The sequence below is a fragment of the Cupriavidus sp. a3 genome, from assembly GCF_051015765.1.
In the GTDB taxonomy this organism is placed as follows: domain Bacteria; phylum Pseudomonadota; class Gammaproteobacteria; order Burkholderiales; family Burkholderiaceae; genus Cupriavidus; species Cupriavidus oxalaticus_A.
In genome coordinates this window covers 1,044,325-1,057,475 of the sequence record NZ_CP170643.1, presented here as the reverse complement: position 1 = coordinate 1,057,475, position 13,151 = coordinate 1,044,325, and the positions used below count along the sequence as shown (strand labels likewise).

At 67.5% G+C, this 13,151-nt stretch carries 10 protein-coding genes; 3 read left to right on the top strand and 7 right to left on the bottom strand.

The genetic code is table 11. The features are described from left to right. Window positions 1–186 precede the first annotated feature (186 nt). Genes dxs through ACAD63_RS04960 form a run of 3 tightly spaced genes read right to left on the bottom strand, consistent with a single transcriptional unit; the run spans window position 187 to window position 3,339 of the window. The gene (gene dxs / locus ACAD63_RS04970) at window positions 187–2,103 is read right to left on the bottom strand and encodes a 1-deoxy-D-xylulose-5-phosphate synthase (RefSeq protein WP_133093088.1); all 1,917 of its coding nucleotides are present in this window, start codon (window positions 2,101–2,103) and stop codon (window positions 187–189) included. Window positions 2,104–2,146: 43 nt separating this feature from the next. Continuing rightward, window positions 2,147–3,031 carry a polyprenyl synthetase family protein gene (locus ACAD63_RS04965; RefSeq protein ID WP_135705637.1) on the bottom strand — a complete coding sequence of 295 codons (885 nt, stop codon included), beginning with the start codon at window positions 3,029–3,031 and terminating at the stop codon, window positions 2,147–2,149. Beyond that, window positions 3,028–3,339, bottom strand: coding sequence for an exodeoxyribonuclease VII small subunit (locus tag ACAD63_RS04960; RefSeq protein WP_133093090.1), 312 nt, complete (start codon window positions 3,337–3,339; stop codon window positions 3,028–3,030). The genes ACAD63_RS04965 and ACAD63_RS04960 overlap by 4 nt, the downstream gene beginning before the upstream one ends. Before the next feature lie 391 nt (window positions 3,340–3,730). On the opposite strand from ACAD63_RS04960, the gene ACAD63_RS04955 reads away from it, so the two are divergent. The 3 genes from ACAD63_RS04955 to ACAD63_RS04945 all read left to right on the top strand — a co-directional run bounded on the left by ACAD63_RS04955 (window position 3,731) and on the right by ACAD63_RS04945 (window position 6,828). Continuing rightward, a complete protein-coding gene (locus ACAD63_RS04955) occupies window positions 3,731–4,834 on the top strand; it encodes an aromatic ring-hydroxylating oxygenase subunit alpha (RefSeq protein WP_135705639.1) in 1,104 nt (367 codons plus the stop codon). A gap of 169 nt (window positions 4,835–5,003) precedes the next feature. Next, window positions 5,004–5,927: a DMT family transporter gene (locus ACAD63_RS04950; RefSeq protein WP_133093092.1), complete on the top strand. Its 924-nt coding sequence runs from the start codon at window positions 5,004–5,006 to the stop codon at window positions 5,925–5,927. 43 nt (window positions 5,928–5,970) lie between these two features. Next, entirely contained in the window at window positions 5,971–6,828 is an 858-nt protein-coding gene (locus ACAD63_RS04945; protein WP_135705641.1) for a sulfurtransferase, read from the top strand. Between the two features lie 13 nt (window positions 6,829–6,841). On the opposite strand, the gene ACAD63_RS04940 is transcribed toward ACAD63_RS04945, so the two are convergent. From ACAD63_RS04940 to polA, 4 genes are all read right to left on the bottom strand, one after another. Then, the gene (locus ACAD63_RS04940; protein ID WP_218959477.1) at window positions 6,842–7,654 is read right to left on the bottom strand and encodes a ZIP family metal transporter; all 813 of its coding nucleotides are present in this window, start codon (window positions 7,652–7,654) and stop codon (window positions 6,842–6,844) included. A 193-nt stretch (window positions 7,655–7,847) separates the two neighbouring features. Then, on the bottom strand, window positions 7,848–8,726 hold the full coding sequence (locus ACAD63_RS04935) for a dienelactone hydrolase family protein (RefSeq protein ID WP_434033514.1): 879 nt from the start codon (window positions 8,724–8,726) through the stop codon (window positions 7,848–7,850). A 109-nt stretch (window positions 8,727–8,835) separates the two neighbouring features. Beyond that, window positions 8,836–10,161, bottom strand: a complete 1,326-nt coding sequence (locus tag ACAD63_RS04930) for an NAD(P)/FAD-dependent oxidoreductase (RefSeq protein WP_135705643.1) — start codon at window positions 10,159–10,161, stop codon at window positions 8,836–8,838. A gap of 161 nt (window positions 10,162–10,322) precedes the next feature. Continuing rightward, window positions 10,323–13,151, bottom strand: a complete 2,829-nt coding sequence (gene polA, locus ACAD63_RS04925; protein ID WP_434033513.1) for a DNA polymerase I — start codon at window positions 13,149–13,151, stop codon at window positions 10,323–10,325.

Here is a 13,151-nt window from a genome sequence, read left to right as displayed (position 1 = left end):
GCAGTCCATCCATGCCGCGCAACGAGTGTGAAACCACGGGACCCGGCACAGGGCGCGCCGACCCGCAGCTGCGAACACAAAAAGGGGGAGTTTAAGGGAATTTGGACGCACTCGTTGCCGAGGGCCAAATCCCCCTGGCCGGCACAGGTAATCCCGGCCAGCCGCCGGGGATCACTCCGGCAGCGGTCAGGCCACGCGCGAAGCGACCGAGACCTTGGGCTGGTCCAGGCCGAAGCGCTGCCGCACCGAGCGCTCGATGCCGGCCGCGTCGAGCCCGCACTGCTGCAGCAGGTAGGCCGGGTCGCCATGGTCGACGAAGCGGTCGGGCAGGCCCAGCACCAGCACCGGGATATCGATGCCGGCTTCGGCCAGCGCCTCAAGCACGGCGCTGCCCGCACCGCCCATCACGCTGCCCTCTTCCACCGTGACCAGGAAGTCGTTCCCGGCGGCCAGGCGCTTGACCAGTTCCACGTCGAGCGGCTTGACGAAGCGCATGTCGGCAACGGTCGCATCCAGCGCCTCGGCGGCGCCCAGGGCCGGATGCAGCATCGAGCCGAAGGCCAGGAAGCCGACGCGCTGGCCGGCGCGCGCAGCGCCTTCGCGGCGCACCACGCCCTTGCCGACCGGTACGCCGGCGAGTTCGGCGGCAATTGCCGCGCCCGGGCCGGTGCCGCGCGGATAGCGCACCGCGGTCGGGCAATCCTGGTGGAACGCCGTGGTCAGCAGCTGGCGGCACTCGTTTTCGTCCGACGGCGTCATCACCATCATGTTGGGGATGCAGCGCAGGTAGGCGATATCGTAGGCACCCGCATGGGTGGCGCCGTCTGCGCCGACCAGACCGGCGCGGTCCAGCGCGAACACCACCGGCAGGCCTTGCAGCGCCACGTCGTGGATCAGTTGGTCATAGCCGCGCTGCAGGAAGGTGGAGTAGATCGCCACCACTGGCTTCAGGCCCTCGCAGGCCAGGCCGCCGGCGAAGGTCACCGCGTGCTGCTCGGCGATGCCGACGTCGTAGTAGCGGTCCGGGAAGCGCCTCTCGAACTCGACCATGCCCGAGCCTTCGCGCATCGCCGGGGTGATGCCGACCAGCCGCTTGTCGGCGGCGGCCATGTCGCACAGCCAGTCGCCGAACACCTGCGTATACGTCTTGCGCGCCGGCTTGGCGGCCGGGCGGATGCCCTCCGCGGGGTTGAACTTGCCCGGGCCGTGGTACAGGATCGGGTCGGCCTCGGCCAGCTTGTAGCCCTGGCCCTTCTTGGTCACGACGTGCAGGAACTGCGGGCCCGCGCCTTCCAGCGCGCGCTCGCGGATGTTCTGCAGCGTCGGCACCAGCGAGTTCAGGTCGTGGCCGTCGATCGGGCCGATGTAGTTGAAGCCGAATTCCTCGAACAGCGTCGCCGGCACCATCATGCCCTTGGCGTGTTCCTCGAAGCGCTTGGCGAATTCCAGCACCGGCGGCGCCACCGACAGCACCTTCTCGATGCCCTTCTTGGTGGCGGCATAGAACTGGCCGCTCAGCAGCCGGGCCAGGTGCCGGTTGAGTGCGCCCACCGGCGGCGAGATCGACATGTCGTTGTCGTTGAGCACCACCACCAGCGGCAGGTCCTTGTACACGCCGGCGTTGTTCAGCGCCTCGAAGGCCATGCCCGCGGTCATGGCGCCGTCGCCTATCACCGCCACCGAGACGCGCTTTTCGCCCAGCGTGCGCGCGCCCAGCGCCATGCCCAGCGCTGCCGAGATCGACGTCGACGAATGCGCGGTGCCGAAGGTGTCGTACTCGCTCTCGCTGCGGCGCGGGAAGCCCGAGATGCCGCCCCACTGGCGCAGCGTGCCCATGCGCTCGCGGCGCCCGGTCAGGATCTTGTGCGGGTAGCTCTGGTGGCCCACGTCCCACACCAGCCGGTCATCGGGGGTGTTGAAGACGTAGTGCAGCGCGATGGTCAGCTCGACCGTGCCGAGGTTCGAAGACAGGTGGCCGCCGGTCTGCGAGACCGACTCCAGCACGTAGGCGCGCAGTTCATCCGCAAGCGTCTGGAGTTCGCGACGGTCGAGCTTGCGCAGGTCTGCGGGGGCGTCAATCTTCTTGAGGAGTGCGTAGGTCATGATTTCCGTTCGGCCACCGGTTTCTTTCGTCCGGCTCGTCATTTCAGTGTGTGCGCAGCACGATCAGGTCCGCCAGGTCGGCCAGGCGGGCTGCGCGGCTGCCGAAGCCGGCCAGCGCTGCATGCGCCTCGGTGCGCAACGCCCCGGCCAGGTCGCGCGCCGCTGCCAGCCCCATCAGCGACACGTAGGTCGGCTTGTCGTGCGCGGCGTCCTTGCCGGCGGTCTTGCCCAGCGTGGCGGTATCCGCGGTGACGTCCAGAATATCGTCAACCACCTGGAACGCCAATCCCACCGCCGCCGCATACTTGTCCAGCTCGGCCAGCCCGCCGGCGTCGATTTCGCCACACAACGCGCCCATGCGCACGCTGGCGCGCAGCAGCGCACCGGTCTTCATCCGGTGCATGGCCTCGAGCGCGTCGCGCGTCATCGCGCGGCCCACGTTCTGCAGGTCGATCGCCTGGCCGCCGGCCATGCCGGTCGAGCCCGACGCCTGCGCCAGCTCCGCCACCAGCTTCAGCCGTGCCGCGGGTGTCAGAACCTCGGCGCCGGCCAGCACGATGAAGGCCTGGGTCTGCAGCGCGTCGCCCACCAGCAGCGCAGTGGCCTCGTCGTAGGCCTTGTGCACGGTAGGCCGGCCACGGCGCAGGTCATCGTCGTCCATGCACGGCATGTCGTCGTGGACCAGCGAGTAGGCGTGGATCATCTCCAGCGCGCAGGCCGCGGCATCGCAGGCGGCGGGGTCGGCCCCGCTGACCTCGCCGGCAGCGTGCACTAACAGCGGCCGCACGCGCTTGCCGCCGCTCAGTGCAGCATAGCGCATCGCTTCGTGCAGCGTATGCGGCACGGTGTTGGCATCTGGCAACGCTGCTTGCAGTGCGGCTTCGGTACGGGCGCTTTGCCCCTGCATCCACTGGGCGAAATCGGTCATGCCTCGTCCGCCCCCTGCGCGCCATTGATCCCGTTGCCGCCGTTGCCTTCGCCGGCGAGCGGCTTCAGTACCTCGCCCTCCAGCACCCTGACCTGCTGCTCGACGCGCTCCAGCTTCTGCTGGCAGTAGCGCACCAGCTCGGCGCCGCGGCGGTAGGCCGCCAGCGAGGCCTCGAGCGGCAGTTCGCCGCTCTCCATGCTGGCCACCAGGGTCTCGAGTTCGGCCATCGCCGCTTCATAGGAAGCGGGCGGCACGGAGGCCGTGGTGGTGTCTTCGGTCTGGACCGCAGCGGTCGTCGTCTTTGGCATGTAGGGCCCTGAGAATATGGCGCCGGGGGCAAAACCCGGATGATGAAGCCCGGATTTTACGCCAAAGCCGGCGCTTGCCCCATCCTTGAGCATGCGGGAGTGGACGCCAACCGCGTGCCGACGGAGTGCAGCCGGGGCGTATGTGACTTGTGCGCTTGGGTCGTCTTTCCGAATGCGGCCGGTACGGCACCCCGATGACGACCCGGGTCGACTTTTTCGCTAAAAAGGCAAAAAAATCAGTCCCTTAACTTTTTGGCTCGGGTACAATCCCCCGTTCGCCGCGAGGGTCTGACGCATCCTCGCCAACCCGCGGCTGTCTTTCCCAAATCGATTCAATTTTCGATGGTTGGGTTGTTCACTGCTTTCACCTGTTCATCTGGGAGTGGGGATAATGTCCAATCTCAGCACCGCGCTTAAGCTGGCGCCGGCTGATACGCAACTGCCCGTCGGCGTCTACTTCGACGAAACGCTGCACCAACAAGAACTGGAACTGCTGTTCAGGCAAGGTCCCGGCTACGTCGGCCACGAACTGATGGTTCCCGAGGTCGGCGACTACCACACGCTCAAGGCCGAGGACGAGGGCCGCATGCTGGTGCGCAATGCCGCCGGCGTGGAACTGATGTCCAACGTGTGCCGCCACCGCCAGGCCATCATGCTCAATGGCCGCGGCAACAAGCAGAACATCGTCTGCCCCCTGCACCGCTGGACCTACGACCTCAAGGGCGAACTGCTCGGCGCGCCGCATTTCGACCAGCAGCCATGCCTGCACCTGAAGCGCTCGCCGCTGCAGAACTGGAACGGTCTGCTGTTCGACGGCAAGCGCGACGTGCGCGCCGACCTGGCCAGGCTGGGCGTGGCGCAGGACCTGAAATTCGACGGCTACATGCTCGACCACGTCGAAGTGCATGACTGTGACTACAACTGGAAGACCTTTATCGAGGTCTACCTGGAGGATTACCACGTCGTGCCGTTCCACCCGGGGCTCGGCAGCTTTGTCTCGTGCGACGACCTGAAGTGGGAGTTCGGCGAATGGCACAGCGTGCAGACCGTGGGCCTGCACGCGGGCCTGAAGCGCCCCGGCAGCCCGACGTACCAGAAATGGCACGACGCGGTGCTGCGCTTCAACAACGGCGTGCTGCCCAAGCACGGCGCGATCTGGCTGACCTACTACCCCAACATCATGGTGGAGTGGTACCCGAACGTGCTGGTGATCTCGACGCTGCACCCGCTGGGCCCGCGCAAGACCCGCAATGTGGTGGAGTTCTACTATCCCGAGGAAATCGCGCTGTTCGAGCGCGAGTTTGTCGAGGCCGAGCGCGCCGCCTATATGGAAACCTGCGTCGAGGACGACGAGATCGCCGAGCGCATGGATGCCGGCCGGCTGGCGCTGCTGAAGCGCGGCACCAGCGAGGTCGGGCCGTACCAGTCGCCGATGGAAGACGGCATGCAGCACTTCCACGAGTGGTATCGCCGCGCCATGTCATACCAGGGCTAGTGCGATAACCGCACGGCTTGCGCCATCACGGACCGCCACGGCGGTCCGTTTTGCTTTAGGGCGCGATGTGCGCTGATAGAATCATTGCTCCGCAATGCCGGCGGCGTCGCCGCCCGCGCCTTTCGCAAGTCCCCCGCAACACCACGCCACTCCACGCTCCGCCCCCGCCATGCAATCGCTCTGGATGCTGTTCGCCGCCTTCTCGTTCTCGTTGATGGGGGTGGGCGTCAAGCTGGCATCCGACCTTTACACCACCGGCGAGATCGTGTTCTACCGCGGGCTGATCAGCGTGGTCATCATGTGGGTGCTGCTGTCGTCGCGCGGCGTGCCGGTGCGCACGCCCTACATGCTGTCGCATATCAAGCGCAGCGTGTTCGGCGTGACCGCGCTGATGCTGTGGTTCACCTCGATCACGCTGCTGCCGCTGGCGACGGCGATGACGCTGAACTACATGTCGCCGGTGTGGATCGCGCTGATCCTCGGCGCCAGCGCCGCCCTGGCCGGCACCGCCGGCAATGCCGACCGGCGCCTGGTGCTGGCGATCCTGCTGTCCTTCGCCGGCGTGATCTGCCTGCTGCAGCCCTCGGTCGGCAAGGACCAGCTCACCGGCGGCCTGGTCGGCCTGATCTCCGGGGTCTTCACCGCGCTGGCCTACGTCGAGGTACGCCAACTCGGCCAGCTGGGCGAGCCCGAGGGCCGCATCGTGTTCTATTTCTCGCTGGTCGGCATGATCGCCGGTCTGGCCTGGATGCTGATTTCCGGCGTCAGCCCGCATACCTGGTATGGCGTTGGCCTGCTGCTGGCCATCGGCATCCTGGCGACGCTGGGCCAGACCGCGATGACGCGCGCCTACAAGCGCGGCAACACCCTTCTGACCGCCAACCTGCAATATGCCGGCATCGTCTTTTCCAGTGTGTGGGGCATGCTGATCTGGTCCGACAAGCTCAACTGGCTGTCGTGGCTGGGCATGGGGCTGATCATTGCCAGCGGCATTGCCACCACGCTGATGCGCGCGCGCCAGGGCACCGACGCCAAGCCGACACCGGCCACGCCGGTCAAGTCGCCCGAGGCGGAAGTGCATCCCGAGGTGTAGCATCCGTTAAGCTTTCGTTCCCTTCGCTCGCTACAGGATTCCCATGCAGAAACCGCTGATTTCCGTCACCGCACTGCAGGCGCTGCTGGCCGGCAACGGCCGCTGCGTCGTGATCGACTGCAGCTTCGACCTGGCCAACCCCGCCGCCGGGCGCGAGGCGTACCACGTCGGCCACCTGCCGGGCGCGTTCTACCTGCACCTGGACAACGAACTGTCGGGCCGCAAGACCGGCAGCAACGGCCGGCACCCCCTGCCCGATGCCGACGACTTCGTCGCGCGGCTGCAGGCGCTGGGCGTGGAAGACGACACCCCGGTAGTGGCTTACGACGCGCAGGGCGGCATGTTCGCCGCGCGGCTGTGGTGGCTGCTGCGCTGGATCGGCCATGACGAGGTCGCGGTGCTGGATGGCGGCAAGGATGCCTGGATCAAGGCAGGCATGCCGCTGGAGCATGAGGCCACCCCGGAGCCGGAGTTTCCCGGCAAGATTTCGCGCCGCGAGTCGCTGGTGCCGACGGTGGACGCCGCCGACCTGCTCGACAACCTCGGCCGCGCCGCGCTGCTGGTGGTCGACGCACGCGCGCCCGACCGCTTCCGCGGCGAGAACGAAACGCTGGATCCGGTCGGCGGCCGTATCCCCGGGGCGGTCAACCGCTTCTTCAAGGACAACCTCGACGCCCAAGGTCGCTTCAAGTCCCCGGAAACGCTGCGCGCCGAGTTTGGCGCGGTGCTGGGCCAGCGCGCGCCCGCTCAGGCGGTGATGCAGTGCGGCTCCGGCGTGACGGCCTGCCACAACCTGCTGGCGCTGGAAGCAGCCGGCCTGGGCGGCGCGGCGCTCTACCCGGGCTCGTGGAGCGAATGGTGCGCTGATCCGGCGCGCCCGGTGGCGACCGGCGCCGCCTGACGCGAGCGGCAGCTCAGTGCGAAGTGGCCACCGGCGCGGCGCTGCCGTGCGCGTGGCCGTGCCGCTCGTGCACGCCGTTGGTGATAAAGACGATCGCCGAAATCCCCGCCGCCACCAGCACTACCTGGATCGCCGACTCGCGCCAGCGCGGCTTGCGCTGCATCTGCGGCATCAGGTCGCTGACGGCGATATAGAGGAAGCTGCTGGCGGCGATCACCAGCACGTAGGGGATCCAGCCGCTCATCTCGTCGAGCAGGAAGTACCCGACCAGGCCGCCGGCGATGGCCGCCACGCTCGACAGCAGGTTGAAGGCGAAGGCGCGCGCCTTGGAGAACCCCGCGTTGAGCAGCACGATGAAGTCGCCCACTTCCTGCGGGATTTCGTGCGCGGCAATGGCCAGCGCGGTGACCACGCCGATATGCGGGTCAGCCAGGAAGGCCGCCGCGATCACGATGCCGTCGGCAAAGTTGTGGAAGGTATCGCCCACCAGGATGGTCAGGCCGCTGCGCCCCGCCTCTTCGCGGTCATGGCCGTGATGGTGGTGGTGCCCGTCGCCCTCGTGGTGGTGCGAGTGGCGCAGCAGCGAGATCTTCTCCAGCAGGAAGAAGCCCAGCAGCCCCGCCAGCAGCGTGCCGAACAGCGCGCGCGGGTCGGCGCCGGACTCGAACGCCTCCGGCAGCGAATGCAGCAGCGCCGTGGCGAGCAGTACGCCCACCGAGAAGCTCACCATGCGCTCGACCACGCGGGACGCCACCGTCAGCGACAGCAGCGCCGCCCCGAAGATGCTGCCCACGCCCGAGATCGTGGCGGCGAGCAGGATATACAAAAGCGTCGAATGGATGATGGGCTCCCAGGTGGCGACGCTGGCGGCCTTTCAGCCATCCAGCAAGCAGCTCCGCCGTTCCGCCCGCATTGCGCCGGGCGGCTAACGCAACAATGTTGCAATAACTCAAAGGCCGCATTGTACGTATCCGCCGGGACTTTGCAATCCTGCTCTCGACCGAGTCACCCCGAACGGATCACGCTACGCCGTGCTGCTTGAACCAGGCCAGCGCCTTCTGCCAGCCGTCCCTGGCGTCCGCTTCGCGGTAACTGGGCCGGTAGTCGGCATGGAAAGCATGGCCGGACTCGGGATAGACCACGAAGCGCGAGCCTTTGGCGTCCCGGTCGGATGAAGCCGCCAGCGCCGCCTTCATCTTCTCCACATGCTCCAGCGGGATGCCGGTGTCCTTGCCGCCGTACAGGCCGAGCACCGGCGCATGCAGCTGGCCGACAAGGTCGATCGGGTTCTTGGGCTTCAGCGGCGCGGGCTCTGGCGACAGCTGGCCGTACCAGGCCACGGCGGCCTTGAGCTGCCGGCTGTGCGCCGCGAACAGCCAGGTGATGCGGCCGCCCCAGCAGAAGCCGGTGATGCCGAGCCGCGACCGGTCGCCGCCATTGGCGCCCGCCCAGGCCACCGCGGCGTCGAGGTCGCCCATGACCTGGGCGTCCGAGACCTTGGCGATCACCTCGCGCTGCAGTTCCTGGATGGAACCGAAGCTCTGCGGGTCGCCCTGGCGCGCGAACAGTTCGGGCGCGATCGCCAGGTAGCCGAGCTTGGCGAAGCGCCGGCAGATATCGGCGACGTATTCGTGCACGCCGAAGATCTCGCTGACGACCAGCACCACCGGCAGGTTTTTCTTGCCTTCCGGCTGGGCCCGGTAGGCGGGCATGCTGAAGCCGCCGGACGGGATCGTGACCTCGCCCGCGGTCAGGCCGGCGAAATCGGTCTTGATGGCTTGCTGGGCCATCACCGGCAAGGCAGCCGCGGCAAAGGCGGAACCGAGCGCGGTCTTGACGAAGCCGCGGCGGTCGAAGGTCTGGCCGGGGACGAGGCTTTCCACTTCGGGTTTGAGCATGCGTGTCTCCAGGAACATGGGTGGCTGGCGCGCCAAAAATCGCCAGCCACCGATTCTAAGCAGACATGACGCTTCGTGCTCATGCCTGCACGATGTTCCCAGTGCTGCCTCAGTGCAGCTTCACCCGCGGGCTGGTCTTGCTGCGCAGCCAGTGCGACACGGTGTCCAGCGCCATGCCGACCGCGCCGTGCAGCGCCATCACGTGCATCCGGTACAGCGAGGTGTACATGACGCGCGCCATCAGTCCTTCGATAAACATCGAGCCGCCGATCAGCCCGCCCATCAGGCTGCCCACCGCGCTGAAGTGCCCCAGCGACACCAGCGAGCCAAAATCCTTGAAAGCGAACGACGGCAGCGGCTTGCCTTCGAGCCGCGCGCACAGCGCCTGGTAGAGGAAGGTCGCCTGCTGGTGCGCCGCCTGCGCGCGCGGCGGCACCGAGGTCTGCTTCTCCGGCCACGGGCAGCTGGCGCAGTCGCCGAAGGCAAAGATGTCGGGATCGCCCTCGCTCTGCAGCGTCGGGCCGACCACGATCTGCCCCTGGCGGCTGGTCGGCAGGCCCAGCGTGGCCAGCACCTGCGGCGCGGTAATGCCCGCGGCCCACACCGTCAGGTCGGCATCGATGGTCTTGCCGCTGGCGGTCAGCACGGCCTGCGGCGTGACCTCGGTCACGCGCTCGCTGGTAAAGACATCGACATCGAGCTTCTTCAGCAGCTTGGCGGTCTCGGCCGAGACGCGCTCCGACAGCGCCGGCAGGATGCGCGGGCCGGCCTCGACCACGTGGATGCGCACGTCGCGGCGCGGGTCGAGGCGGTGCAGGCCATAGGCGCTGAGCACGTGCGCGGTGTTGCGCAGCTCCGCCGACAGTTCGACGCCGGTGGCGCCGGCCCCGATGATGGCCACGTCAACGCGCGGACGGCCGTCCTCGCCGATGCGCCCGCGCCCGTTCTGCGCACGCACGCAGGCGGCGATCAGGCGCTTGCGGAAGCGTTCGGCCTGCGCCACGGTATCGAGCGCGATGGCGTTCTCGGCGGCGCCCGGCACGCCGAAGAAATGCGTGACGCAGCCGATCGCCAGCACCAGCGTGTCATACGGCAACTCGCGCGCGGGCAGCAGCTCGGCGCCGTCCTGGTCATTGCAGGCAGATACGGCGATGGTCTTGCGCGCGCGGTCGATGCCGGTCAGCTCGCCCTGCTGGAACTCGAAATGGTGCCAGCGCGCCTGCGCCGCGTATTCGAGCTGGTGCGTGTTGGGATCCATGCTGCCGGCGGCAACTTCATGCAGCAGCGGTTTCCAGATGTGGGTAGGCAAGCGGTCCACCAGGACCACCTGCGCCGTTCCCTTCCTGCCAAGCTTGTCGCCGAGCCTGGTTACCAGTTCCAGCCCTCCTGCCCCGCCGCCGACGACAACGATGCGGTGCGCCTTTGCTTCTGTCATGGTCTACCCGTGCGTATTGTGAAATCCGTGCCTGAGGCATGGCCACAGTCTGCTGCATTGCAGCATGCATGGCAAGCCGCATAACACGACTCAGCAGTCGCTTCAATCGATACCGCCATGCAAACGCGGGGGAGGGTTGTCAGCTCAACTTCATTGCGCTTTCAGTGCGCTTCTTCCCAGTTGGCGCCGCTGCCCACCTCGGCCACCAGCGGCACGCGCAACTGCGCCACCGTGCACATCAGCTCTGGCAGGCGCGCCTTCACCAGTTCCAGCTCATGCTCGGGCACTTCCAGCACCAGTTCATCGTGCACCTGCATGATCTGGCGCGTCTGCAGCCCGTCGCGCTCCAGCCAGCCCTGTACCGCGATCATCGACAGCTTGATCAGGTCGGCGGCCGTGCCCTGCATCGGCGCATTGATGGCGGCGCGCTCGGCGGCCTGGCGGCGCGGGCCACTGCCGCCGTTGATATCGGGCAGCCACAGCCGGCGGCCGAACACGGTCTCGACATAGCCCTGCTCGCGCGCGGTCTGCCGGGTTTCTTCCATGTAGTGCGCCACGCCGGGGTAGCGCATGAAGTAGCGGTCGATATAGTGCTTGGCCGCGTCGCGTTCGATGCCCAGGTTGCTGGCCAGCCCGAACGCGCTCATGCCATAGATCAGGCCAAAGTTGATGACCTTGGCATAGCGGCGCTGCTCGCTGCCGACCGCGTCGCGCTCCACGCCGAAGATCTCGGCGGCGGTGGCACGATGGATGTCCTCGCCGTTGGCGAAGGCGCGCAGCAGGTTCTCGTCGCCGGAGATATGGGCCATGATGCGCAGCTCGATCTGCGAATAGTCGGCCGACACGATCACGCTGCCCGGCTCGGCGATAAAGGCTTCGCGGATGCGGCGGCCTTCCTCGGTGCGCACCGGGATGTTCTGCAGGTTGGGCTCGGTCGATGCCAGCCGGCCCGTCACCGCGGTGGCCTGCCCGTAGCTGGTGTGCACGCGGCCGGTGCGCGCATTGACCATCCTGGGCAGCTTGTCGGTGTAGGTGGACTTGAGCTTGGCCAGGCCGCGGTAGTCGAGCAGCAGCTTGGGCAGGGGGTAGTCCTCGGCCAGCTTCTGCAGCACCTCTTCGTCGGTCGACGGCGCGCCGCTGGCGGTCTTCTTCACCACCGGCAGCTTCATCTGGTTGAACAGGATCTCGCCGATCTGCTTGGGCGAGCCCAGGTTGAACGGCTGGCCCGCGGCCTCGTACGCGGACTGCTCCAGCGCCAGCATGCGCTGGCCCAGCTCGGCGCTCTGCGCGGCCAGGCGTTCGGCGTCGATCAGCACGCCGTTGCGCTCGATCTTCTGCAGCACCACCGAGACCGGCATCTCGATCTCTTCATACACGCGGCGCAACCCTGCGGCCGCTTCCACCTGCGGAAACATCTTGCGATGCAGGCGCAGCGTCACGTCGGCGTCTTCGGCGGCGTACTCGGTGGCGCGCGCCAGGTCGATCTGGTCGAAGCCGATCTGGCCGGCGCCCTTGCCACACACCTCTTCGTAGGTGATGGTCTTCAGGTTGAGCAGCCGCTCGGCCAGGCTGTCCATGCCGTGGTTGCGGTGCGAGGCCAGCACGTAGCTCTGCAGCATGGTGTCGTGCGCCACGCCGCGCAGCGTCACGCCGTGGTTGGCGAAGACGTGGATGTCGTATTTCAGGTTCTGGCCGAGCTTGGGGCGGCTGGCGTCCTCGAGCCAGGCGCGCATGCGCTCCAGCACGAATTCACGCGAGAGCTGCCCGTGCTCGGGCAGGCCGGCCACGTCCGGGCCGCGGTGCGCCACGGGGATGTAGCAGGCTTCGCCCGGCGTCGCCGACAACGAGATGCCCACCAGCTGCGCCTGCATGGGATCGAGCGAATCGGTCTCGGTATCGATCGCCACCAGCGGCGCGGCCTCGATGCGCCGCATCCAGTCTTCCAGCATGCCCTGCGTGGTGACCGTCTCGTGGCGGATCTCGGTGGGCGCGCTCTCTTCCGTTGCCTGGACCACATTGCCGGTGGCCGCCGCCGGCGCATCGAACAGGCCGCCCTGCGCCGGCGCCGGCGCCGGCGCCGCGGCCGCGCGGGCGCGGGCCTGCGCGCGCGCGTCAGGTAAGCGTTCTCCCGTGGCTTCGCGCAGCCAGGTCTTGAAACCGTAGCGCTGGAAGAATTCGACCAGCTTGTCCTTGTCCTCGCCGGTCTCGCGCAGCGCGTGGAAATCCGCCACCGCCTTGCTCAGGTCGCAGTCGGTCTTGACCGTGACCAGCTTGCGCGCCATTGGCAGCCAGTCGAGCGTATTGCGCAGGTTTTCGCCGACCACGCCCTTCATGCCCGGCGCGGCGGCCATCACGCCGTCGAGCGAGCCATGCTCGGACAGCCATTTGACCGCGGTCTTGGGGCCGACCTTGGGCACGCCGGGGACGTTGTCGACCGCATCGCCGATCAGCGACAGGTAGTCGATGATGCGCTCCGGCGGCACGCCGAACTTGGCCGCCACGCCCGGGGGATCGAGCACTTCGCCGCTCATGGTGTTGACCAGCGTGACCTGGTCGTTGACCAGCTGCGCCAGGTCCTTGTCGCCGGTGGATACAACCGTACGCACGCCCTGCTCGGTGGCCTGGCGCGACAGCGTGCCGATCACGTCGTCGGCCTCGACGCCGTCGACCACCACGATCGGCCAGCCCAGCGCGCGCACGGCCTCGTGGATCGGCTCGATCTGGCGGGCCAGGTCTTCCGGCATGGACGGGCGGTGTTCCTTGTAGGCCGGATACATGTCGTCGCGGAAGGTCTTGCCCTTTGCGTCGAACACGCAGGCGCTATACTCTGCCGGGTAATCGTTGCGCAGCTTGCGCAGCATGTTGATCATGCCGTAGATTGCCCCTGTGGGCAGGCCCTCTCCATTCCTCAGGTCCGGCAGAGCGTGATAAGCGCGATACAGATAGCTCGATCCGTCGACGAGCAAGAGTGTTTTTGGACTATCCGACAT